Source organism: Paraburkholderia tropica (assembly GCF_914484835.1).
Classification (GTDB): Bacteria; Pseudomonadota; Gammaproteobacteria; order Burkholderiales; family Burkholderiaceae; genus Paraburkholderia; species Paraburkholderia tropica_A.
On record NZ_CAJZAR010000045.1, the window covers coordinates 49,160 to 72,964 of the forward strand.

The 23,805-nt window shown below is 65.4% G+C and carries 22 protein-coding genes; 14 read left to right on the forward strand and 8 right to left on the reverse strand.

All coding sequences use genetic code 11. The features are described from left to right. Positions 1-17: 17 nt before the first annotated feature. The 3 genes from LDO54_RS14510 to LDO54_RS14520 all read right to left on the reverse strand — a co-directional run bounded on the left by LDO54_RS14510 (position 18) and on the right by LDO54_RS14520 (position 3,173). Positions 18-1,916: an FAD-binding monooxygenase gene (locus tag LDO54_RS14510; protein WP_224011386.1), complete on the reverse strand. Its 1,899-nt coding sequence runs from the start codon at positions 1,914-1,916 to the stop codon at positions 18-20. Between the two features lie 261 nt (positions 1,917-2,177). After that, on the reverse strand, positions 2,178-2,795 hold the full coding sequence (locus LDO54_RS14515; protein WP_224011387.1) for a glutathione S-transferase family protein: 618 nt from the start codon (positions 2,793-2,795) through the stop codon (positions 2,178-2,180). A gap of 12 nt (positions 2,796-2,807) precedes the next feature. Next, complete coding sequence (locus tag LDO54_RS14520) at positions 2,808-3,173, reverse strand: hypothetical protein (RefSeq protein ID WP_224011388.1); 366 nt, start codon at positions 3,171-3,173, stop codon at positions 2,808-2,810. 92 nt (positions 3,174-3,265) lie between these two features. Between LDO54_RS14520 and LDO54_RS14525 the strand changes: the two genes are divergently transcribed. Both LDO54_RS14525 and LDO54_RS14530 read left to right on the forward strand, forming a co-directional pair. Beyond that, positions 3,266-3,712 carry a MarR family winged helix-turn-helix transcriptional regulator gene (locus tag LDO54_RS14525; protein ID WP_224011389.1) on the forward strand — a complete coding sequence of 149 codons (447 nt, stop codon included), beginning with the start codon at positions 3,266-3,268 and terminating at the stop codon, positions 3,710-3,712. Positions 3,713-3,749: 37 nt separating this feature from the next. Further along, positions 3,750-3,950 (forward strand): hypothetical protein, encoded by a 201-nt coding sequence (locus LDO54_RS14530; protein WP_224011390.1) that lies wholly within the window; start codon positions 3,750-3,752, stop codon positions 3,948-3,950. A gap of 16 nt (positions 3,951-3,966) precedes the next feature. Here the strand turns inward: LDO54_RS14530 and LDO54_RS14535 are convergent, their stop codons facing one another. Further along, the gene (locus LDO54_RS14535) at positions 3,967-4,680 is read right to left on the reverse strand and encodes a FadR/GntR family transcriptional regulator (RefSeq protein WP_224011391.1); all 714 of its coding nucleotides are present in this window, start codon (positions 4,678-4,680) and stop codon (positions 3,967-3,969) included. 191 nt (positions 4,681-4,871) lie between these two features. On the opposite strand from LDO54_RS14535, the gene LDO54_RS14540 reads away from it, so the two are divergent. The 3 genes from LDO54_RS14540 (at position 4,872) to LDO54_RS38895 (ending at position 7,885) form a co-directional block, all read left to right on the forward strand. Then, entirely contained in the window at positions 4,872-6,398 is a 1,527-nt protein-coding gene (locus tag LDO54_RS14540) for a UxaA family hydrolase (RefSeq protein ID WP_224011392.1), read from the forward strand. Between the two features lie 139 nt (positions 6,399-6,537). Continuing rightward, positions 6,538-7,545 carry a 2-keto-3-deoxygluconate permease gene (locus tag LDO54_RS14545; protein WP_224011393.1) on the forward strand — a complete coding sequence of 336 codons (1,008 nt, stop codon included), beginning with the start codon at positions 6,538-6,540 and terminating at the stop codon, positions 7,543-7,545. A gap of 211 nt (positions 7,546-7,756) precedes the next feature. Beyond that, positions 7,757-7,885 carry a hypothetical protein gene (locus LDO54_RS38895; RefSeq protein ID WP_290371081.1) on the forward strand — a complete coding sequence of 43 codons (129 nt, stop codon included), beginning with the start codon at positions 7,757-7,759 and terminating at the stop codon, positions 7,883-7,885. Between the two features lie 337 nt (positions 7,886-8,222). On the opposite strand, the gene LDO54_RS14550 is transcribed toward LDO54_RS38895, so the two are convergent. Continuing rightward, on the reverse strand, positions 8,223-9,176 hold the full coding sequence (locus tag LDO54_RS14550; RefSeq protein WP_224011394.1) for a chemotaxis protein CheV: 954 nt from the start codon (positions 9,174-9,176) through the stop codon (positions 8,223-8,225). 235 nt (positions 9,177-9,411) lie between these two features. After that, positions 9,412-11,439, reverse strand: coding sequence for a squalene--hopene cyclase (shc, locus tag LDO54_RS14555; protein ID WP_253074402.1), 2,028 nt, complete (start codon positions 11,437-11,439; stop codon positions 9,412-9,414). 48 nt (positions 11,440-11,487) lie between these two features. Between shc and LDO54_RS14560 the strand changes: the two genes are divergently transcribed. Both LDO54_RS14560 and LDO54_RS14565 read left to right on the forward strand, forming a co-directional pair. Continuing rightward, a complete protein-coding gene (locus tag LDO54_RS14560) occupies positions 11,488-11,811 on the forward strand; it encodes a hypothetical protein (protein WP_224011395.1) in 324 nt (107 codons plus the stop codon). Beyond that, positions 11,726-12,364: a TetR/AcrR family transcriptional regulator gene (locus tag LDO54_RS14565; protein ID WP_224011396.1), complete on the forward strand. Its 639-nt coding sequence runs from the start codon at positions 11,726-11,728 to the stop codon at positions 12,362-12,364. The genes LDO54_RS14560 and LDO54_RS14565 overlap by 86 nt, the downstream gene beginning before the upstream one ends. Here LDO54_RS14565 and LDO54_RS14570 read toward each other — a convergent pair. Then, a complete protein-coding gene (locus LDO54_RS14570; RefSeq protein ID WP_224011397.1) occupies positions 12,354-13,412 on the reverse strand; it encodes a LacI family DNA-binding transcriptional regulator in 1,059 nt (352 codons plus the stop codon). The genes LDO54_RS14565 and LDO54_RS14570 overlap by 11 nt on opposite strands. 190 nt (positions 13,413-13,602) lie before the next feature. On the opposite strand from LDO54_RS14570, the gene LDO54_RS14575 reads away from it, so the two are divergent. From LDO54_RS14575 to LDO54_RS14595, 5 genes are all read left to right on the forward strand, one after another. After that, positions 13,603-14,763: an ABC transporter ATP-binding protein gene (locus LDO54_RS14575; protein ID WP_224011398.1), complete on the forward strand. Its 1,161-nt coding sequence runs from the start codon at positions 13,603-13,605 to the stop codon at positions 14,761-14,763. A 53-nt stretch (positions 14,764-14,816) separates the two neighbouring features. After that, positions 14,817-16,802, forward strand: coding sequence for a beta-galactosidase (locus tag LDO54_RS14580; RefSeq protein ID WP_224011399.1), 1,986 nt, complete (start codon positions 14,817-14,819; stop codon positions 16,800-16,802). 74 nt (positions 16,803-16,876) lie between these two features. Further along, positions 16,877-18,130, forward strand: coding sequence for an ABC transporter substrate-binding protein (locus LDO54_RS14585; RefSeq protein ID WP_436975588.1), 1,254 nt, complete (start codon positions 16,877-16,879; stop codon positions 18,128-18,130). Between the two features lie 43 nt (positions 18,131-18,173). Next, the gene (locus LDO54_RS14590; protein WP_436975589.1) at positions 18,174-19,205 is read left to right on the forward strand and encodes a carbohydrate ABC transporter permease; all 1,032 of its coding nucleotides are present in this window, start codon (positions 18,174-18,176) and stop codon (positions 19,203-19,205) included. A gap of 24 nt (positions 19,206-19,229) precedes the next feature. Beyond that, positions 19,230-20,081: a carbohydrate ABC transporter permease gene (locus LDO54_RS14595; RefSeq protein WP_065057895.1), complete on the forward strand. Its 852-nt coding sequence runs from the start codon at positions 19,230-19,232 to the stop codon at positions 20,079-20,081. Between the two features lie 24 nt (positions 20,082-20,105). Here the strand turns inward: LDO54_RS14595 and LDO54_RS14600 are convergent, their stop codons facing one another. Continuing rightward, positions 20,106-20,717 carry a LysE family translocator gene (locus LDO54_RS14600; RefSeq protein WP_224011401.1) on the reverse strand — a complete coding sequence of 204 codons (612 nt, stop codon included), beginning with the start codon at positions 20,715-20,717 and terminating at the stop codon, positions 20,106-20,108. A 251-nt stretch (positions 20,718-20,968) separates the two neighbouring features. On the opposite strand from LDO54_RS14600, the gene LDO54_RS14605 reads away from it, so the two are divergent. Continuing rightward, positions 20,969-21,940 (forward strand): DUF3348 domain-containing protein, encoded by a 972-nt coding sequence (locus LDO54_RS14605; RefSeq protein WP_224011402.1) that lies wholly within the window; start codon positions 20,969-20,971, stop codon positions 21,938-21,940. 10 nt (positions 21,941-21,950) lie between these two features. After that, on the forward strand, positions 21,951-23,805 hold a 1,855-nt coding region (locus LDO54_RS39225), incomplete at its 3' end, for a DUF802 domain-containing protein (protein ID WP_436975590.1).

Below are 23,805 nucleotides of genomic sequence, written 5' to 3' on the forward strand. Positions count from 1 at the left end.
TTTCGCTATCGATGGGTTTAGCGCGTGCGGAAGACCGGCGCGAAAAAGGCGTCGAGCTCCGCGTACGCGTCCAGTGGAAGAACATGGGCGACGTATTGATCCGGGCGGACCACGACGAGCGCGCCGCGTGCGCGGTCGATGCCGCGCTCGTCGAAGATATCAGTCGCGGCGTCGCTCGTAAATGCCTTCTCGTAATCGATCAGGCCATGGCGGCCCTTGCGCGGCAGCAGCAGCGCGGGCAAATCGTCGACGCGCGTCTCGCGATGCGGCTGCTGCAGAATCGCGCGCAGATCGAGCACGCTGTCGATGTCGGCGTGGTCGGGCGTGGACCGGCGCAGCACCGACTCCGGCGCGTGGGCCAGATGCTCGCAGAGCGCGCGCAGCGCGTGGCCTTGCGCATCGGCGAACGCATAGAGACGCCAGCGGCCGTCCGCTCGCGCGGCGTGGCCGAGATGCACGGGCTTCGCATCGGCGAGCCGCACGACCGGCGACGAATGAAAGCGCGCGCCAATCGGAAAGCCCGTGGCCAGCGCCTGATGCGTGGCCGCGCCCGTGAGCGCGCCCGGCCGGTAACGCGTGGCGACGCCCGCCGTGTAGCGGCCCGCGCGCACGAAATAGGCCTGCAATTCCGCGGGATCGACGCCGCCCGCTTCGGGACGCTGCGGATCTTTCGGCGGCGCGGCCATCATCGCGGACCATTCCTTGTCGAAGTCGATCAGTTCCTGCGCGACCGGCTGGCGTTCGTCCGAATAGCTGCGCAGCAGGCTCGCGTCGCTGCGCCCTTCGAGCACCGCGCCGAGCTTCCAGCCCAGATTGAAACCGTCCTGCATCGACACGTTCATGCCCTGCCCCGCCTTCGCGCTATGCGTGTGGCAGGCGTCGCCCGCGATGAACACACGCGGCTCGCGCGCGCTGCCGTCGGCGGCGATGGCGTCGTCGAAACGCTCGGTCAGGCGCTGGCCCACTTCGTACACCGAGAACCACGCAACCTCTTTCACGTCGAGCGTATACGGCTGCAAAATGCGCTGCGCCGTTTCGATCAGACGCTCGACCGTGGTCTGCTTGATGCTGTCGCGATTCTCGGGCGTGACGTCGCCGAGATCGACGTAAAAGCGCACCAGATAACCGCCTTCGCGCGGAATCAGCAGCAGATTGCCCTTGCTCGCCGACTGGATCGCCGCCTTCAGGCGAATGTCGGGGAAGTCGGTGACCGCGAGCGCATCCATCACGCCCCACGTGTGATTGGCGGCGTCGCCGCGCAGCGTCTGTCCGATCGACGTGCGCACGCGGCTGCGCGCGCCATCGCAGCCCACCACGTAACGCGCGCGCACCGTGACCGTTTCGCCTTCGTGCGCCGTGTCGGTGCGGCGCAGCGTGACGAGCACGGGATAGTCGGCGTCGACGTTATCGCGCTGCACATCGACCACTTCGAGACCGTAATCGGGCTCGACACGTTGCGCAGAACGGCGCATCACGTCGAGCAGATAGTCCTGCACGCGCGCCTGATTGACGATCACATGCGGAAACTCGGACAAACCTGTTTCGGTATCCTGAACACGTCCGGTACGCCGAATCGCGCCGCGATCCTGTGCATCGGGCCGCCAGAACACGGTCTCGTTGACCCAATACGCTTCGCGCAGCAGACGGTCGCTCAGACCGAACGCCTCGAACATTTCGACCGTGCGGCAGGCCACGCCGTCCGCCTGCCCCATCTGCAACGGTCCCTCGCGGCGCTCGACGACGCAGGTCTTGACCGACGGGAATTGCGAAAGCTGCGCGGCCAGCACGAGCCCGGCGGGACCGCTGCCGGCGATCAGCACATCGACTTTCTCGGGCAAACCGGCGCGCGGCGCGTCTGCGGCGGCGGGTTCGATGGTCGGGTCGCCAACGCGAAAACCGTTGAGATGGAACTGCATGGTGTCTGCCTCCATGGCTATATGTATCGTGATGGAGGGAAATATACTCCGTACACCAACTATTTTAAAGTTTTTCCGACAGGACTGATGTTTACCCTGGGATGAGGAGAGGCGGCACGCGCGCCGTGAAGATTAGGGGCGGACCTGCCTTGCCGGTTCCGGCCGATGCGGGGCATCGGTCGAGTCAGCGGGTCCGCCCGTTTTGCGCATTCCGGTTTGCTAACACTTAATCAGCATCCCGAATCAATCCGGTTCAATGCGCTAAGCTGCCTTGCGTGCTTCGGCGATACGCTGCGGCGCTTCGGGGCGCGCATACAGCCGCTCCAGATACGACTGCAAACGCGGAAAGCCGTCGAGCAATTGCACTTCGCCGGCCCAGTCGATCAGATAAGCCGTCACGCAATCGGCAACGGTTAGCCGGTCGCCGACGATAAACTCGCGCCCTTCCAGATGTTTCTCCAGAATCGCCGCCATCGTCGTGAAGTCGCCGCGCGCGAGTTCGATATCGGCGGGCGAGCGTTTATCGGGCGGATAGATAAAGCTGTGCCGCGTGATGCGCCAGAGCGGCTGTTCGAGTTCGGTCACCGCGAACATCGTCCATCGATACACCTGGGCGCGCGCGTCGAGATCGTCCGGCAGCAGCCCTTTCTCGGGATATTTGTCGGCCAGATACAGCACGATCGCGGCGGACTCGGGAATCACGCGGTCGCCGTCCACGAGCACGGGCACCTTGCCCGCCGGATTCAGGCGCAGATAGTCGGGCCGTTTGTGCTCGCCTTCGAGCAGATTGACCGAAATGAATTCGAAGTCGGCGTCGACTTCCTTGAGACCCCACAACGCGCGCTGCGAACGGGTTCCCGCAAATCCATAGAGTTTCATGGCGATCCTCACTCAACCGGCCGGAATAGGCAGCACCGGCATCACCTCGACGGTCTCGCCCGGGAAAATCGTGAAATGCGGATGGGCTTCGAACATCTTGGCCGCGTCCGCATGCGAGGCGCTGCGTACCACCGTGAAGCCCGTCAGCCGATTGGAGGCGTCTGCCACGCCCTCCACGCCGATGGCCTTGGTCTTGCCGAGCGGGCCGCCGATATCGACGATCGACGCCTTGTGTTTTTCCACCCACGCCTTCCACGCCGCGATGCCCTCGTGCTCTTTGGCGTGCCGTTCGGCTTCGGGCATCGCCATCCAGGCTTTCATACGCGGCGTGTCCTTGCCGCCGAGAAAAACCGCGAGAAACAGTTGATGATCGCTCATGCTTCCTCCAGCTATCGTCCAGCTATTGAAAGGAACAACGGGACTGCTCAACCGGCCTTGACAATATAGGTTGATATCAACACAATTGCAACATGGCCCACCCGAAAAAACTTCCCTTCGACGCCACGCTCATGGTGCGCGATTGCTGCCTGTGTCTGCATATGCAGCGCGCGGCGCGCAATCTCGCGCGCATTTTCGACGAAGCCCTGCGTCCGCTCGATCTCACGAACGGGCAATTCTCGCTGCTGATGTCGCTGAATCGGCCGCATCCGCCCACGATGAAAGAGGTGTCGTCGCTGCTGGCGATGGACCGCACCACGCTCACGGCCGCGCTCAAGCCGCTCGAACGGCGCGAACTGGTGGTGATCGAACAGGATGAAGACGACAAGCGCAGCCGCCGACTGAGCCTCACGCCCGCCGGCGACCGTTTGCTTGCGCAGGCCTTTCCAATCTGGCAGCGCACGCACGAGGAAATCGAAGCGCCGTTTCCGGCAGGCGAGATGGACCGCTTGCGCACCCATTTACGCGCGCTTTCGTAGACAATGTGGCGATGCAACGTAGCAGGAGTTCATCGCCATGAGGCGTCTTTATTTCGCCGCAGTTTTTTCCGTTTTGTTCAGCGCGCTAGTTTCAGGCTGCGCGTCGAACTCGCCGCCCGCCAGCGGCCCGGCAGGCTCGCAACCGCCGAGGCTCACGGTCGGCACGAGCTATCCCGACACGCAATTGATCCTGCCGTGGTTTCTCAACGACGTGATCAATTTCGTGAATTACCGGTAATAAAAAACCGGTCGGTTCACACGTTGAATTGTTTGCCCACGTAATCGATGTGCACGAACATCGCCTGCTGCGCGGCATCGGGATTGCGGTCGCGAATCGCGTGATAAATCGATTCATGCTGATCGAGACGATTGCGCGCCTGCGTCGCCGCGTTGGCGTTATTGACCGTCGCATCGTAGGTATTGCTCGCGATGTGATCGCGCAACATCGTAATCACGCTCGCGTAAAACTGATCGAGCAGACGATTATGCGAGGCGGCGGTGAGCGCCGTGTGGAATTCGCCGTCGGTGGCCGCTTCGGCGTCCACGTCGGCGTGCGTGACGGCGTCGCGCATGCGTTCGAGTATGGTTTCGAAGCGTTCGAGTTCATGCGTCGACGAACGCAGCGCCGCGAAACGCGCCGCCGCACATTCGAATACCAGACGGAATTCGAGCGTTTCCGAGCGTAACGGCGGCGTATCCGCGATCAATTGCAGCCAGGGCGCCGCGAGGCCCGCGGGTTTCGCGCGCAGCAGATACACGCCGCTGCCGCGCCGCGTTTCGAGCACGCCCTTGCTCGCCAGCCGGCCAATCGCCTCGCGCACCGTCGCGCGCGACACGCCATACGATTCGGCGAGCGCGCGCTCGGACGGCAGACGCTCGTCCGCTTGCCAGCGTCCCTCCTGAATTCCTGTCTCGATGCGCCGGACTGTCTGGGCCAGCGCGCCCGTGTTTTTCGAACGACTTTCCACCTTCGACTCTCTGTTCGCTATGCCTGTCTGGCGCGGAAAAATGCCGCGTTACCCAGCGGCCAACCAAGTGGCCTGACCAATTTGCGCCTGCCTCCTGGCCGCCCGATCATGTGCTCACGCCGGTCATCAACGCTCGCACGCCACTACGACGAGCCGTGCCCGGCACCCCGACCCCACAATCAGGAGGCACCATGAGCCAGGCTACGCTCGCCATCAAACTGCACGACCTCGACGACGTGCTGATCGCACGCGGCGCACTCGCCGCCGGTACGATTCTCGCCGATTTCGACGATATTGTTTGCGCCGCCGACATTCCCGCCGCCCACAAGGTCGCCTGCCGCGACGTCGAGCAGGGCGCGCCGGTACGCCGCTACGGCCAGATCATCGGCTTCGCCACGCAGCCGATCCGCGTGGGCGATCACGTGCACGTGCACAATCTTTCGATCGGCGAATTCGACCGCGATTATGCCTTCGGCGAAGACCTCAAGACCGTCGAGCCCGCGAGCGCACCGCTGACTTTCAAGGGCTTTCGACGCGCCGACGGCCGCGTGGCCACGCGCAACTATATCGGCGTGATCAGCACGGTCAACTGCTCCGCGACCGTGACGAAACTCGTTTCGCAGCACTTCAGCGCACCGGGCGCGCTCGATGCCTACCCGAACGTCGACGGCATCGTGCCGATCACGCACAGCTTCGGCTGCTGCATCGACCATCACGGCGAAGGCATCGCGCAACTGCGCCGCACGATCGGCGGCTATGTGAAGCATCCGAATTTCGCGGGCGTGGTCATCATCGGCCTCGGTTGCGAGGCGAACCAGATGGGCGCGATGTTTATCGCCGAAGGCGTCGAGCCCGGCCCGCTGCTCGTGCCGCTCGTCATGCAGGAAGAAGGCGGCACGCAGAAGACCGTGGACGCCGCCATCGCCGCCGTGAACACCATGCTGCCGATCGCGAATCAATCGGTGCGCGAGCCGCTGCCGGTTTCGCACATCAATATCGCGCTGCAATGCGGCGGCTCCGATGGCTATTCGGGCATCACCGCCAATCCCGCGCTCGGCGCGGCCGTCGATCTGCTCGTACGTCATGGCGGCACCGCGATTCTTTCCGAAACGCCCGAGATTTACGGCGCCGAACATCTGTTGACGCGCCGCGCGATCAGCCAGGAAGTCGGCGAGAAAATCGTCGAGCGCATTCACTGGTGGGAAGCCTACGCGGAGCGCGAGAAAGGCAGCATCGACAATAATCCGACGCCCGGCAACAAGGCCGGCGGCCTCACGACGATCCTCGAAAAGTCGCTGGGCGCCGTGGCGAAAAGCGGCTCGTCGCCGCTGATGGGCGTGTATCGCTACGCCGAGCCGGTCGATACGCACGGCCTCGTGTTCATGGACGCGCCGGGCTACGACCCGATGGGCGCAACCGGTCAGATCGCCAGCGGCGCGAACCTCGTGGTGTTCACGACGGGACGCGGCTCGTGCTTCGGCGCCAAGCCCGCGCCGTCGATCAAGCTCGCGACCAATTCGTCGATGTATCGCCGCATGGCCGACGACATGGACATCAATTGCGGCGACATCATGGACGGCACCGCGAGCGTCGAACAAAAGGGCGAGGAGATTTTCCGCATGATCGTCGAGGTGGCGTCGGGCGGCAAGAGCAAGAGCGAAGCGCTCGGCGTCGGCAACGAGGAATTCGTGCCGTGGATGATCGGCGCGCAGATGTAACGCCGTGCGCGGCCTGTTCATGCCGATTCACGTCGATTCAGGCCGCGCCCTCGCCTCGCATGAACTTTGAAGAATGAAAACCGGCCGGACGCCCGCGTAAATGCGTGCGTCCGCGCCAGAATAAAGCAGGAGACTCAAGGTGAAAATCAAACAGGCCATCGAACGCTTTCCTGGAGGGATGATGGTCATCCCTCTGCTCTGGGGCAGCGTGCTCAATACATTCGCGCCGCGCGTGCTCGGCATCGGCAGTTTCTCGACGCAGCTCGCGCATGGCGCATTGCCGATTCTCGCGGTGTTCTTCGTCTGCATGGGCGCCGAAATTCAATTTCGCACCGCGCCGCGCGCCTTGCGCAACGGCGCGGCGATCACGATTGCGAAACTCGTGAGCGGCGTGCTGATCGGACTCATGGTCAGCAAGCTTTTCGGCGCGCAAGGCTTTCTCGGTTTATCGGGCATGGCGATCATCGCGGCCGTCACCAATGCGAACATGGGACTTTACGCGGCGCTGACGCGACAATTCGGCGATGAAATGGATCGCGGCGCGCTTGCGGTGCTATCGATTCTCGAAGGCCCGTTCGTGACGATGGTCGCGCTCGGTCTCTCGGGTCTCGCGAAGATTCCCGTGCTCGATCTCGTGGCGACCATCTTGCCGATCGTAATCGGCATGGTGCTCGGCAATCTCGACGCCGATATGCGCAAATTCCTCAAATCGGGCGGCGATCTGCTGATTCCGTTTTTCGCTTTCGGACTCGGCGCGCAAATCAATCTGCACGCGATTCTCGGCGCGGGTCTTTCGGGCATCGTGCTCGGCCTGATTACGCTCGCGGCAGGCGCGGTATTCAACGTGCTGGCTTCGCGACTGATGGGCGGCTCGGGCGTGGGCGGCATGGCCGCCGCGACGACGGCGGGCAACGCGGTCGCCACGCCGACGGCGATTGCAGCGATCGATCCGCGTCTGGGCGCGCTCGTTTCGGTGGCGACGCCGCAAATCGCGGCCTCGACGATCGTCACGTCGCTGCTCGCGCCGTTGATGACCGCCGCTTATGCGCGCTGGCGCGCGAAGCGTGCGCCGCGCGCGGACGCGGATGCGAACGCCAACGCGGTGCCGACTGCGAATGTGCACGCACACGCGGATAGCGCGCATTGAATCCAGCCTTGAATTGAAATGAAATGAAGCACGCGCGGCGAACGCGCGTGCCATTCCCTTGCTGACGCATTCGGCCAATTCGAATTAGCCACTCAATTAGCAAGTTAATGTAAGGTGCGCGCGCACCGAGTGCTGATAAACTCCCGTTCACACCGGTTCACAGAACGCAATAAAGCGCACAGCCGGTTGTCGATTACCACGCGGGGTTTATATGTACATTCGCATTCTGGCGATTCTTCTGGTCGCCGCCACGACGCTGGGCCTCTCGGCCTGCAACACGATTGCCGGCTTCGGCCAGGACATCACCGACTCGGCGCGCACGGTCCAGCGCGCACTTTAATACCGGTTTCAGCAATTCCACCACGCAAGCCGCGCGGCGAACGTTCCAGACGTTGCCGCCGGCTTTGTTTTTTGGCGCGCGTGAAAGCACACGGGCGCTCCGCGACGGCTGAGTTTGTTTGACTCGCTGCTCGCAAGACTTTCACCCGATACCCGAAGATCGACACGCAAAAAAAAGCCGGCCCGAAGGCCGGCGCGGATCGGTTCCGAGGCTTTGTCGTCGGCACCCGGAACCAGAGAGAAACGTTGTTATGTGCTTATGTGCTACAGGGGGTTCTTTGTCGCGCGCGACTGATCCACGCTGCGCGCTTTCATGACGTTCACGCTGTTCACACCACTCACGCTGCCAGCGCCTTGCGAATCGCCGCCGACAACTCAGCCGGCGCGAACTTCGTGATGTAACCGTTCGCGCCCGCGTTGCGCGCGTGCGCTTCGTTCGCGGCGCCCGTGAGCGACGAATGAATGATCACGGGAATATGTTTGAGGCGATCGTCGGCCTTGATCTTGCGCGTGAGCATGAAGCCGTCCATCTCGGGCATTTCCAGATCGGTAATCACGAGCGACACCTTCTCGCGCACCGGCACCTTCTCCTGCGCCGCTTCGTCCGCGATCTTCAGCAGCATTTGCCACGCCATTTCGCCATTCGACGCGATCACGTGCGGCGCTTCGAGCGCCGTGAGCGCCTGACCGATCAGCGCACGCGCGAAGCCCGAATCGTCGGCGGCGAGAATGCGTCCGCCTGCCGTGCGCAGCGCGTCGCCCACCGCTTCGGGCTTGACGTCCTCGTGCTGTTCCGGGAACACGTCGCGCATCACCTGCTCGACGTCGAGCACCTGTGCGAGACGCGTCTGGCCTCCGCCCGCGTCGATACGCGCGATCCCCGTCACATAGCCCGAGGTACCGCTCGATTCGGCGCTCAGCACTTCCTTCCATTCGAGGCGGATGATGTCCTCGACTTCCTCCACCGCGAACGCCTGGGTGCCGCGCGAGAATTCGGTGATCAGCAGGATCGCGGGCGGCTTGTCCGACGCCGAACCGATCAGCGAGGCCACGTCGATCACCGGAATGATCTGTCCGCGAATATCCACCGCGCCCACCAGATGCGCGGGCGCACCGGCGATCGGCGTGACTTCCGGCATCGTCACGATCTCGCGGATCTTGAACACGTTGATGCCATAGAGTCCGCGCCCGGCGCCCGGACGCGCCTCGCCCAGACGGAAAAGCAGGAGTTCTAAACGGTTGTTGCTGGTGAGCGTGGTGCGTTCGTCGACGCCTGGCTGGATCGTCTTCATGGAGTTTGTCTAAGGATTTGCGTCGTATCGGCTGGCGCTCGCCGGGCTGCCCTGCTCATCTGTCCCTGCTCTGCACGACCCTCTATCCGGGATATCGGCAGCGCACGGCGAAGCTTGAATGCGACAAGCTTTCTAGCCACTAACCACGGCTTTCAAAACAAAAACGCCACTCTTTCGAGTGGCGTTTTCCGTCAAGCGGCGATCAGGCGATATTCAGCCGAAATTCAGCCGAAATTCACGCGAGTTTCGCGCGCCCCGCTTCCACGAGACGGCGATAACGCGCGAGCGCCCAGAGCGGGAAATACGCGGTATAGCCGTGATACTTCAGGTAGTAAATGCGCGGGAAACCCGGCGCGTTATGCGAGCGATGCCACCAGAAACCGTCGCCGTCCTGCACCGAAAGCAGATACGCAATGCCGCGCTGCACCGACTCCGATTCGTAATCGCCGAACGCCATTTGCGCGAGCAAGGCCCACGCCGTGAAATTCGAGGCGCTTTCGCCGCCGTTGGTACCCGCGAGTTGCGGATCGATATAGCTGTCGTTGGTTTCGCCCCAGCCGCCGTCCGCGTGCTGACGCGCCTTGAGCCACGCAAGCGCGCGCGCGATATACGGCTGCGTCGGATCTTCGCCCGCGAGCGCGAGGCCCGCGAGCACGCTCCACGTGCCGTAGATGTAGTTCGTGCCCCAGCGGCCCCACCAGCTGCCGTCCTCACGCTGCGTCGTCTTGATGTAGTCGATGCAGCGCGCAAGCGAGGCGCGTTCCTGTTCGCGGCCCGTCACGCCGAAGCACAGCAACACGCGGCCCGAGACGTCTTCAGTCGGCGGATCGAGCAGCGCGCCGTGATCGGCGAACGGAATCGCGTTCAGATAGAGGCGATCGCAATCGGCGTCGAAGGCCGCGAAGCCGCCGTTGCGCGATTGCAGTCCGCGCATCCAGTCGAGCGCCAGCGAGACACGCGCCGCGTACGGATCGTGGCCCGTCTTGCGCGCTTCGGCGCGGCCCCGGCGATGCAGCATGGCCGCCACCACCGCGCTGTCGTCGATGTCGGGATAGTAGGGATTCGCGTACTGAAACGCCCAGCCGCCCGGCGGCACGTCGGGCTGCACGTTCTCGATCCAGTCGCCCTTGAGGTCGTCGACCTGACGCGTGGCGAGCCAGTCGTAGGCGCGCGCGATCTGCTCGTCGAGTTGCGCGACCGGCGTGGACGCCACCCGCAATTCACCTGCCATGCCACCCGCGACTTCGCCCGCTTCTTCGGCAGGCACCGCGAGCGCCTGCTCCAGCGCCATCGTGCTCCACGCGGTGTCCCACACCGGCGAGAGACACGGCTGGCAATACAGGCTGCCGTCCGCGCGCTCGACCAGCAATTTCTCCAGCGCGTTTTCGCAGTCGCGGCGCAGCGCGTGGTCCTCGGGATAGCCGAGCACGTCCATCATCTGGTAGCTGTAGACGATGGGCGGAAAGATGCCGCCCATGCCGTCCTCGCCGTTCATGCGCTCGGCGCACCAGGCTTCGGCGTGACGGATCGCACGCTTGCGCAGCGCGCCCGGAATCAGCGGTTCGATATGGCGGATCGTGCGGTCGAGCGCGAGAAAGAGCTTGCGCACGCCCTTGCCGCGCGGGAAGTATTCGCGCTCCTGCTCGGGCGGCGTGACGAACAGTTCGGCGATCGAGACCTCGTGCGGATTGCGCGCGCGCGCCTTGAGCGAACAGAGCACGAGCAGCGGCACCATGGTCGTGCGCGCCCAGTACGCGACCTTGTACAGCGAAATGGGCACCCACTTCGGGAACAGCACGAACTCGATCGGCATGAACGGCGTGGCGCGCCACGGCACCTGGCCGAACGTGGCGAGCAGGATGCGCGTGAAGACGTTCGATTTCGCCGCGCCGCCGAGCTTGAGAATGGCTTCGCGCGCGCGCTTCATGTGCGGCGCGTCGGGCGCGTCGCCCGCGGCTTTCAATGCGAAATAGGCCTTCACGCTGGCCGACACATCGGGCGCGCCGTCGACGTAAAGATCCCATGCGCCGTGCGTTTCGAGACGCTGGATCGCGCGCAGATAGCGCGCCATTTTCTCCTGGCGCACGGTGTCGATCTTGCCCATGAAATGCATCATGAGGATGTATTCGGCGGTGATCGTGGCGTCGGATTCCAGCTCGAAGCACCAGCTTCCGTCGGGCGCCTGGCGGCGCGCGAGCGCGTCGCGTCCGCGCACGATGGCGGCGTCGAGCAGCGCCGCGAATGGCAGGTCGGATTTTTTCATGGCGCGAATAATACCATCCGTACGGAATGTTTTGCGCCGACGCCCGCAATGGTAAGATCGGACCATGAAGAATCTCAACGTCAACGCACCGGCGCGCGCTGCCGGACGCGCCGAAGGCGCCACGAAGCCGCGCGCGACCCGCAAGACGCCGGCGCGGAAATCTCCCGAAAACGCCACCGTTATCCCCGCTGCGAAATCCGCTTCGAAAGCTGTTTTGAAGCCCGCCCCGAAATCCGCCCCGAAATCCGCCCCGAAATCCGCCCCGAAATCCGCCCCGAAATCCGCTTTGAAACCGGCGTCGAAGCCGGATTCAAAACCAGCTTCAAAACCCGCGCCCAGATCCGACGCTCCCGCTTCCGGCACACGCCGTAAAAAAGCCCCGGCGCAAGTGCGCGCGCAATTGCTGCAAGCGGCCTCCGATATCGCCACCGATCACGGCGTGCAGGCCGTCACGCTCGAAGCCGTCGCCGATCGCGCAGGCGTGACCAAGGGCGCGTTGCAATATCACTTCGTCAACAAGAAAGGACTCCTTGACGCTTTATTCGAGCAGACGCTCGAACGTTTCGAAGATCAGATGGAAACGCGCCTCGCCGCCGACCGCAAGGACGCGCGCGGTGCCGCTTCGCGCGCCTATCTGCACACCACCATCGACGAAACGAGCCCCGCCGCGAGCACCAACGTGCTGCGCGTGCTGGTCGCGGCGATGATGACGGACCCCGAGATTCGCGAGCGCTATTCCACGCCGATGCGCAAGTGGACGCGCCCCGACCCGCTGCCGCTCGACCAGGCCGCGCGGCTCATGATCTGCCGTCTCGCGGCGGACGGCCTGTGGATCTCCGATCTGCTCGGCTATCAGGACATGTCGCCCGAACTGCGCGACGAAGTCGTGCGCCAGATCGAGCGCATGACGCTGCTCAAGCCGTAGGCGCGCGCGCCGTCGAGGCGCGTGGCACGAGCCTCGGCGCGGACGTCACGCACACCTTCGCCGCGCCCGCCGCCTTCGTGTCTTTCGCATCCTTCGCCACTCTCCCCGCCTGCGCGATCAACTCGCGCAACAGCTTCACCGCCAGCCCCGCCGCTTCCTCCGTCGGCACCGCCACGGTGCTCAGCGCGGGACGCGTTTCGCGCGCCAGTTGAATGTCGGTGATGCCAACCACCGACAACTGGCGCGGCACGTCGAAGCCGAGATCGGCGGCGGCCTGCATCGCGCCCAGCGCGGGCAGATCGTTGGTCGTGAACAGCGCCGTGAGATCGGGATGACGTGCGAGCAACTCGCGCGCGGCCGCATAGCCGCCCTGCGTGGTGTCGGGCGTGAAAACGGTGGGCGCGGCCGCGCCGTCGAGCCCGGCCGTGCGCATCGCGTCGAGAAAGCCTTCGTAGCGCGCCGCATGAATGCCGGTCGCCTTGCTGCCGACGATCGCGCCCACGCGCCGGTGCCCGAGATCGAGCAGATGGCGCGCCGCCAGCTCGCCCGCGAGCCGGAAATCGACGGCCACGCACGGCAAACCCGGCGGATCGAGCGGCCGCTCCCACATGCAGAGCACGACCGGCGCGCCGCGCGATTCGGTGCGGCGCAAATCGTCGATATCGAGGTTCGCGTTGGCCACGAGCACGCCGCCGGAGAGCGTGCCCGCGATCTGCTCCAGATACGCGCGGCCCGTGTGCGGATCGCCGTCGGTATTGCAGATGATGAGGAATTGCCCGCTGTTGCGCAGCGCGTTTTCGACCGCGAGCGCGAACTCGGGATAGAACGGATTGGCGATGCTCGGCACCATCAGCGCCATGGTGGGCGCGCGGCCCTCCGCCAGCGCACGCGCGGGCAGATGCGGCCGATAGCCGAGCGCTGCGATCGCCGCCAGCACGCGCTCGCGCGTGGCCTCGCCCACACGGCCGCGTCCGCGCAGCACGTTGGACACGGTCGCGGGCGTGACGCCGGCATGGCGCGCGACTTCGGCAAGAGTGGGCGTGGGCATGAAAGCTCAATATATGGGAATGCGTTTCAACATTTGCCTGATCGCATCCTGCGACGGCACCATAGACCTCGCATTCAAAACGAATCGGAGACAAGCAACCCGCGATCGCGCCCACGATCGATTTTTTTCGGTTGCCTGATTAAGCGCTTAATCTCCGCTTCGTGTCGATTAAAACATGGAGACGGGACGCATGGCGAGCATTTCCTTGAGAGGTGTGCAGAAGGCGTACGGCGACAACGCGCCAGTGATCCGCGATGTCGATCTGGAGATCGGCAAGAACGAATTCTGCGTGTTTCTCGGACCTTCGGGCTGCGGTAAATCCACCTTGCTGCGCATGATCGCGGGACTCGAAGACGTCACCGACGGCGACGTCTCGATCGGCGGCAAGCTCGTGAACGATGTGCCCGCCGCGCAGCGCGGCGTGGCGATGGTGTTCCAGAGCTACGCCCTCTTTCCGCACATGACGGTCTACGAGAACATGGCCTTCGGCCTGAAGCTCGCGAAAACCCCCAAAGCCGATATCGACCGCAAGGTGCGTGAAGCCGCGCGCATTCTGCAGCTCGAAGCGCTGCTCGAACGCCATCCGAAGGCGCTTTCGGGCGGCCAGCGCCAGCGCGTCGCCATCGGCCGCGCGATCGTGCGCGAGCCGGGCGTGTTCCTGTTCGACGAACCGCTCTCGAATCTCGACGCCACCTTGCGCGGCCAGACCCGCATCGAAATCGCGCGCCTGCACAAGCAGTTCGCCGAAGCGAGCGTGGTCTACGTCACGCACGACCAGATCGAGGCGATGACGCTCGCCGACAAGATCGTCCTTCTGCACAGCGGTAAGGATACCGAACGATATGGCAGCATCGCCCAGGTTGGCGCGCCGCTCGATCTGTATCACCGCCCTGCAAGCCGCTTCGTGGCGGGCTTTATCGGCTCGCCGCGCATGAATTTCCTGCCCGCGACGGTGACCGCCATCGACACGAACGGCGTGAGCATCCAGCTCGACGGCAGCGGCGAAACGCTCACGCTGCCGCGTCAGGGCGCGGCGCTTGCGGTGGGCGCGCCGGTCACGCTCGGCGTGCGGCCCGAGCATCTCGAACCCGTGCAAGAAGGCGCGGCACAGAGCGTACCGAACACGCTCGCGCTCACGCGCAAGGTCACGCTCGTGGAAGCGCTCGGCGAGCACAGCTACGTGCATCTGGACCAGCCCGGCGGCACGGTGCTGATCGCCAAGGCGCCGGGCGACGCGCTGCTCGGCTCCGGCGACAGCGCGCATTTCCGTGCGAACGCCGCGCTCTGCCATCTGTTCGCGGAGGACGGCTTCGCCGTCGCGCCGCTCGACACCGTCGAAACCCACGCCTGAATCCCCGCGCGCGTCCACGTTCGCGCGCGAACCCAACGAAAGAGGACACCGCAATGCGTCTTGGAGTTTGCTACTACCCCGAGCACTGGCAGGAAGCGATGTGGAAGGACGACGCCGCGCGCATGAAGGCGCTCGGCATCGAGCAGGTGCGCATCGCCGAATTCGCGTGGAGCCGCATGGAGCCGTCGCCCGGCGAATACGACTGGGCCTGGCTCGACCGCGCCGTCGATACGCTCGGCAACGCGGGCCTGAAAGTGGTGATGTGCACGCCCACGGCCACGCCGCCGAAGTGGCTGATCGACCGCCATCCCGAGATTCTGCCCGTGGGCGCGGATGGCCGCGTGCGCGCGTTCGGCTCGCGCCGCCACTATGATTTTTCGTCGCCCGAGTATTACGAAGCGTCGAAGCGCATCTGCGAAGTGCTCGCGCAACGCTACGGCCAGCACCCCGCCGTCGCCTACTGGCAAACCGATAACGAATACGGCTGCCACAACACCGTCGTCAGCTATTCGCCCGCCGCCGTGAAGCGCTTCCGCGAATGGCTCAAGGCGCGTTACGGCAGCATCGGCGCGCTCAATACCGCGTGGGGCGCGGTGTTCTGGAGCATGGAGTACCGCAGCTTCGACGAAATCGACGCGCCCGTCGGCACCGTCACGGAAGCGCATCCCTCGCACCGGCTCGACTATCGCCGCTTCGCCTCCGACGAAGTGCAGCGCTACAACCGCATGCAGGTGGACATCATCCGCGCGCATTCGCCGGGCCGTCCGACCGCGCACAACTTCATGCAGCTGTTCACGGAGTTCGATCACTACAAGGTCGCCGCCGATCTCGACGTGGCCGCGTGGGACAGCTATCCGCTCGGCGCGCTCGAAGAACAGTGGTACGCCCCTGAAGTGAAGGCGCGTTATCTGCGCACGGGCCATCCCGACTTCGCGTCGTTCAATCACGATGTGTATCGCGGCATGTCGAAGCTGCCGTTCTGGGTGATGGAGCAGCAGCCCGGCCCCGTCAACTGGGCGCAATGGAATCCCGCGCCGCTGCCGGGCATGGTGCGTCTGTGGAGCTGGGAAGCGTTCGCACACGGCGCGGGCTGTGTGTCGTATTTCCGCTGGCGTCAGGCGCCGTTCGCGCAGGAACAGATGCACGCAGGCCTGAACACGCCGGACAATCGCCTCGATATCGGCGGCAGCGAAGCCGCGCAAGTGGCCGAGGAAATCCGCAAGGTGCTCGCCGATTCAGCAAGCGATGCCAATGCGCAGGTCAAAACGCCCGTCGCGCTCGTGTTCGACTACGAGGCGAAGTGGCTGTTCGAAGTGCATCCGCAAGGCGCGGACTTTCACTATCCGCGCTTCGCCGTGGAGTATTACTCGGCGCTGCGCTCGCTCGGTTTCGACGTCGATATCGTCTCCGTCCATGCGCCGCTCGACGGCTACAAACTCGTGGTCGTGCCGCCCTTGCCCGTCGTGCCCGACGACTTCGCGCAGCGGCTCGCGCAATCGGGCGCGCAGGCGATCATCGGTCCGCGCACCGGTTCGAAGACCGTCGATCTGCAGATTCCGGCCAACCTGCCGCCGGGCCCGCTCGCGTCGCTCTTGCCGGTGCGCGTCTGGCGCGTGGAATCGCTGCGTCCCAACGTGACCGAGCCGGTCGAATTCGGCACGCAGACCGGCCACGCGCGTCATTGGCGCGACCTGATCGAACTGAACGACGCCAGCAAGGACAGCGCGAGCGAAGTCCGCGCGCGTTTCGCCGACGGCCATCCCGCTTACGTGAAGCACGGCGCGGCGCACTATCTCGCGAGCCTGTTCGACGAAGCGGCCACGCAGGCGCTGTTCGCGCGCATCGCAGCGGAGGCGGGGCTCGACGCCGCGCCGCTCGGCGACGCCGTGCGCGTGAGCCGTCGCGGCGGCCTCGCCTGGGTCTTCAACTACGGTCCCGGCACGCATACGATCGACGCGTCGGTGCCCGACAATGCTTTCGTGATCGGCACGCGCGCGGTCGGCCCGCAAGGCGTATCCGCGTATCGCATCGCATCCTGAACGCACTATCAGTGCAACATAATCGACCTATAACCGGCAACACTGACAACGACGTAAAACCAAGGAGACAGGCCATGACCATGCAACCCCGCACCCTGTTCGTCGCCGTCGCGCTCGCGGCAGCGGCGTTCACGGGCGCGCTCGCGACCCCGGCGCAAGCCGGCACGCTCGAAGTGAATATCGCGTTCAAGGGCGCGAGCCAGCGCGCCGTGTGGACCCAGGTGATCGACGAGTTCAAGAAGACGCACCCCGGCACGGACGTGAAGGTGTCGTTCGTCGACGAGGAAGCGTACAAGGTGCAGCTGCCGAACTGGCTCACGACCGCGCCGCCCGACATCGTGAACTGGCACAACGGCGAGCGCATGGCCTTCTACGCGAAGCGCGGCCTGTTCGAAGACCTGAGCGGCGACTGGCAGAAGAACGGCTGGGACACGATGTACGCATCGACGAAGGAATCGTCGACGTACAACGGCAAGCAGTACGCCGCGCCGACGGTCTATTACTCGTGGGGCATGTTCTATCGTAAGGACCTGTTCCAGAAGGTCGGCATCGCGAACGAGCCGAAGACCTGGAACGAGTTTCTCGACGACTGCAAGAAGCTCAAGGCCGCCGGCATCACGCCGATCGCCGTGGGCGGACGCGATGCCTGGACGCTCGCGGGCTGGTTCGATTATCTCGACCTGCGCCTGAACGGCAACAAGTTCCACCAGCAGCTCATGGCCGGCGAAGTGCCGTACACCGACCCGCGCGTGAAGAAGGTCTACACGACGTGGAAGCAGCTGATCGACGCGGGCTATTTCATCGATAATTCGCTGTCCTACGATCTCGACGCCGCGCAGCCGTTCCTGTTCCAGGGCAAGGCCGCGATGATGCTGATGGGCACCTTCATCACGGGCGGTTTCAGCCCCGCGGTGAAGCAGCAGATGGGCTATTTCCAGTTCCCGATCATCGACGCGAATGTGCCGACGGCCGAAGACGGTCCGGTCGAATCGCTGCATATTCCGGCCAAGGCGAAGAACAAGGCCGACGCGCACGCGTTCCTCGCCTTCGCGGAAACGCCTGAAGTGGGCGCGCAGCTCGCCAAGGGTCTCGGTTCGTTGTCGGCCAACAGCAAGTCGCCGGAACCGGAAGACGCGATCTCGAAGATCGGCTTCCAGATTCTCGCGAACACGAAGGGCGGCATCGCGCAGTTCTACGACCGCGACATGACCAAGGAAATGGCCGACGAAGGCATGAAGGGCATGCAGCAGTTCATGGCCGATCCCACGAAGATCGATTCGGTCCTGGCGCAGCTCGAAGACGCGCGCAAGCGTATCTACAAGAAGTAAGCTTCAATGGCGGCGGCGCGCGCGACGGACATGCGATGGACGCATGACGCGCGCGCCGCCTCATGATTCGCTCTGGAGGTTTGAGGTGGTTCGCCCCGTGACTTCAACGATCCGTGCCTCGCACGACACGCCCAACGCGTCCGGCCCATCGGGTGCATCGAGCAACGGCCACGCGAACGCGCCGCGCGCCGCGCTGGCCAGCCGCCCGCCCCGCCGCATCTCGCCGACCGCGCGCCGCCAGCGCCGCGCCGCGTGCCTCTTTCTCGCGCCCGCCTGCATCATGGTCGCGATCTACGTGGTCTGGCCGATTCTCTCGACCATCCGTCTCTCGTTCTACAACTGGGACGGCATGAGCGACGCGAGTTTCGTCGGCCTCGCCAATTACATCGAACTCTTTCACGCGCCCACGTTTTATACCGCGCTGAAAAACAACGTCATCTGGCTCGCGTTCTTTCTGCTTGCGCCGCCGATGGGTCTCGCCATCGCGCTCTATCTGAACCAGGCGGTGCCGGGCATCCGCCTCGTCAAGTCGCTGTTCTTCGCGCCGTTCGTGCTCTCTGGCGTGGTGGTCGGCCTCGTGTATTCGTGGTTCTACGATCCCACCTTCGGCCTGCTCGCGCTGCTGCTCGGCCACGGCGTTCCCGTGCTGGGCGATCCGCATTACGCCACGCCGGGCATCATCTTCGCGGCGCTGTGGCCGCAGACGGCCTACTGCATGATTCTTTACCTCACGGGCCTCACGACGCTCAACAGCGAGCAGATCGAAGCCGCGCGCATGGAAGGCGCGAAGGGCTGGTCGCTGCTGTGGCACGTGATCCTGCCGCAACTGCGGCCCACGACCTTCATGGCCGTGGTGGTGACGATCATCGGCGCGCTGCGCAGCTTCGACCTGATCTCCGTGATGACGGGCGGTGGCCCGTTCGAAAGCTCCACGGTGCTCGCGTACTACATGTACGACCAGGCCATCAAGTATTACCGGCTCGGCTATTCCGCCGCGATCGCCGTCGTGCTGTTCGCGATCATGCTGCTCTATATCGTCTATCACCTGCGCCGTCTGCTGCGCAACGAGCACTGATCGAGCCAAACCGAGGACACGCTCATGTTTCCGATTCCCGTCGACAAATGGAAGCCCGCGCCGCGCCGGCTCTACAAGCTCTCGCTGCCGATCGCGCTCGTCATCTGGCTGCTGCCGATGCTCGCCGTGCTGATGACCTCCGTGCGCTCCACCGACGAACTCAACGAAGGCAATTACTGGGGCTGGCCCAGGCACTTCGCGATGTTCGACAACTATCGCGAGGCGCTCACCGCCTCGCCGATGCTGCATTACTTCTGGAACAGCGTGCTGATCACCGTGCCTTCGGTGGTCTGCGCGATCGCGCTCGCGGCGATGGCCGGTTTCGCGCTCGCGATCTATCGCTTTCCGGGCAATTCGGCGCTGTTCGCGACCTTCGTCGCGGGCAATTTCGTGCCGATTCAGGTGCTGATGATTCCGGTGCGCGACCTCACGCTCAAGCTCGGGCTCTATAACAGCGTGGGCGGGCTGATTCTGTTTCACCTGTCGTTTCAGACCGGCTTTTGCGCGCTGTTTCTGCGCAACTTCATCAAGCAGTTGCCGTTCGAACTGGTGGAGGCGGCCCGCATCGAAGGCGCGAACGAATGGACCGTGTTCTTCCGCATCATCCTGCCGCTGATCCGCCCCGCGCTCGCCGCGCTCGGCATTCTGGTGTTCACGTTCGTCTGGAACGACTACTTCTGGGCGCTGTGCCTCACGCAAGGCGACGACGCCGCGCCGATCACCGTTGGCGTAGCCGCGCTCAAGGGGCAATGGACGACGGCGTGGAATCTGGTGTCGGCGGGCTCGATCCTCGCGGCGCTGCCTTCGGTGGCGATGTTCTTCGCGATGCAGAAGCACTTCGTGGCCGGGCTGACGTTTGGGGCGACGAAGGGGTGAGGGAAAGAGACGCGCGCGGCGCCCCTACTTCGCCGCGATCGTCACCGCTGCGCCCGCCATCGCGAGCGCGCTGCCGCGATTGGCGGTGCGCACCATGCGGCGGCTCGTGAGCAGGCGGCGTGCGCGCGTGGCGAACAGCGCCCAGCTCAGGTCGATGGCGATCAGCACCGCGAGCATCGTGAGCACCAGTTCCGACCAGGCGAGCACGCCGACGCGCGAGAGATCGACCATGGTCGGCAGCAGCGCCATATAGAAAATCATGATTTTCGGATTGCCCAGCGTCACCGCCATGCCCGCGAGGAACATGCGCAGCGGCGAGCGCCTTTCCGGCAAGCTCTCAGCCTGAAGCTCGGCGGGCGCGCGCCACATCTTCACGGCGAGAAACAGCAGATAGCCCACGCCCGCGATCTTGAGCGCCAGAAAGCCCAGCGCGAAGGTCTGCGCGAGCGCCGCGAGCCCGGCCACCGCGCAGGTCAGCCAGATCGCCTCGCCGATCCACATCGCCGCCAGAAACGGCAGCACATCGCGAAAACCGCTCGTCAGCACGCGCGCGACGAGCGCCGCCACGCTCGGTCCCGGCATGCCCGCGATCAAGGCCAGGGCCAGCGCAAACGCGCTCAGACTGGAAAACGCCACGAAAGTCTCCTGTTCGATGCCGCCCGACAGGGACGGATGCGGGTTGAATGGGGGGCCGAATGCGGGTCCAGCCCGGCCCGCGCAAACCGGCCCAACCCGCGCTACGGACTTTACGGACTTGACAGCGCCGAAAGCCCGCAAAAACAGCAGTTTAGCGCGCAGAGGCGAAGTGCTCGCCACGCGCGCGCACGCAAAACCGCGAAGCCCGGCGCGTCGCCGTGTAAACTGCTGCCTTTTTTGCCTGTTGTGGTATGGTCCCTCCCCCGCAAGGACCGGCTAAGCGCACGTCGCTGAGCGGTCCGGCCCTCGTTCGCATTCTGGCGCGTCTCGGTGAAACCGAGGTGCTCGCGTCGGAGCAGCCGCTCGCGGACCGGCTGAGCCAATGGCTCGGCTGGACCGACGCGATCGCGCTCTCGACGGTGCTGTCCGCGCCCGCCGCGACAACGGCGGCGGCGGCCGCGGGCGCTCGCACGAACGGCGCCGACGAGGCGCAGCGCGGTCTCGAACTGCGTTCCGCGCTCTCGAAGGCGATTGCCTGCGACGCCCTGCTCGCGCCCGCAAAGCGCGCGCTGCGCGGCGCCGCGCTCGCGCATTCGCGCACGCAGATCGCGCAAGCGCCGGACACGCCCGAAATGGACGCCGATTTCGCGCTCTATCGCCAGTGCTACCTCACGCTGCAGCAGAAGATGGAGAGCGATATCGGCGACCTGCGCGCGCGGCTGCGCAGCCGCCTCGCCGCGCAATCGGCGCCGATGGCGAAGCTCGCGACGCTCGACGCCGCCATGGAGCGCTCGCTCGCCGCGCGCGAACGCAGCCTGCTCGGCACGGTGCCGGGCCTGCTGGGCGCGCATTTCGAGCGTCTGCGCAAGGCGGCGAAGGCGGCACAGGCCGAAGCCGAGGCCGCGCAAGCCGCAGAAGCCGCAGAAGTGAAGGCGGCACCAGAAGCACAGGACGCCAAGGAAGCACAGGAAGCCCAGCCTGCGCCGCAAACCGTGGCCCAGCCAGCGCAATCAGCACAAGCCGCGCAAGCCGCAGAAAACGCGGCAACCCCGGCGAAAGCCGCCGCTGAATCGCCCGCCAGGCCGCCCGCCGCGCGCGCCGCGCCCGGCCCGCAAGCCTGGCTCGACGCGTTCCGCAAGGATATGCAGAGCGTATTGCTCGCCGAACTGGATGTTCGGTTTCAACCGGTCGAAGGACTCATCGCGGCCCTTCGCGCCCGCTAACCCAACCACTATGTCCAGACTTCGAATCGATCTCGTTGTTTTCCTCGCCGGTCTCGCCGCAGTGTGCTGGATCGCCGCCGGCTACGCCGCCACGAACACGCCCGCGCTCGCCGTCACCGTGCTGATCGGCGCCTTCTACGTGGGCGGTGCGCTCGAACTGCATCGCTACCGCAAGGCCACCGCGACGCTCGCCCAGGCCGTCAGCGGCCTCGCGAAGCCGCCCGCCTCGCTCGGCGGCTGGCTCGACACGCTGCATCCGAGCCTGCGCAGCGCCGTGCGCGCGCGCGTCGAAGGCGAGCGCGCCGCGCTGCCCGGCCCGTCGCTCACGCCTTACCTGGTCGGCATGCTGGTGCTGCTCGGCATGCTCGGCACGCTGCTCGGCATGGTGAACACGCTGCGCGGCACCGGTGCGGCGCTCGACGGCGCCACCGATCTCGACGCCATCCGCGCCGCGCTGTCCGCGCCGATCCGCGGCCTCGGCTTCGCGTTCGGCACCTCGATCGCGGGCGTGGCCAGCTCGGCGATGCTCGGCCTGCTCTCCGCGCTGTGCCGACGCGAGCGCATCGAAGCCGCCCAGCGCCTCGACGCGCAGGTCGCCACCGCGCTGCGCCCCTTCTCGCACGCGCATCAGCGCGAGGCCAATTTCGCGCTGATGCAGCGCCAGGCCGAAGCGATGCCCGCACTCGTCGAACGCCTCGACGCGATGATGCAGGCCATCGAACGCCAGGGCAGCGCGCAGGGCGAGCGTCAGCTCGCGAGCCAGCAGGCCTTCCTCGGCAGCGCCGAAGCGACCTACACGCGTCTCGCGGCGTCGGTTGGCGAAGCGCTGAAGTCGAGCGCGGCCGAAAGCGCGCGCGCCGCGGGCCAGGCGTTCGCGCCGGTCGTGGAAGCGACGATGGCCGGTCTCGCGCGCGAAAGCGCCGCGCTGCACGGCACGCTCACGCAAGCGGTCGAGCGCCAGCTCGACGGCCTCACGGCGGGCTTCGAAGCCAACACGGCGCGCGTCGCCGGCATCTGGACCGATGCGCTCGCGGATCAGCGACGCTCGGGCGAAACGCTCGCGCGCGATCTGCACGACGCGCTGGAGCGCTTCAACGCGAGCTTCGAGACGCGTTCAGCGAGCCTGCTGCAAGACGTGACGACGCGTCACGCAAGCGCGAACGCCGAAGTCTCGCAGGCCTGGCACGACGCGCTCGCGCGTCAGGAGCGCGCGGGCGAAAAGCTCGCGGGCGACAACCAGCAGGCGCTCACGCAGGCGGCCGCGACCTTCGAACAGCACGCGGCGGCGCTGCTGCGCGCCGTCAACGACGCGCACGCCGAACTGCAAACGCAACTGGTCGCGCGCGACGAGACGCGTCTCGCGGCGTGGACCGACACGCTCGGCGCGATGGGCGCGACGCTGCGCGACGAATGGCAGACGGCCAGCGCGCAGGCGACGCAGCATCAGCAAGCGATCTGCGCGACGCTCGAACAGACCGCGAACGCGATCGCCGCGCAAACGGGCACGCACGCGAACAGCGCCATCGCCGAAATCGCGCGCGCGGCCGAGTCGGCTTCCGCTGCGTGGCAAGCGGCGAGCGCGCAGGCGGCGGACAAGCAGCAGGCCGTGTACGACGCGCTCGCGAAGACCGCAGGCGATATCGCCGCGCACGCCGAGGCGCATACGAACAGCACGATCGCCGAAATCACGCGCACGGCGCAGGCCGCTTCGCAGGCGTGGCAGACGGCGAGCACGCAGGCGGCTGAGCGTCAGCAGTTCATTTGCGATGCGCTTGCGAAAACCGCGAACGATATCGCCACGCAAACTGAAGCGCATGCGAGCGGGACGATTGCCGAAATCGCACGCGCCGCTGAAGCGAATGCGA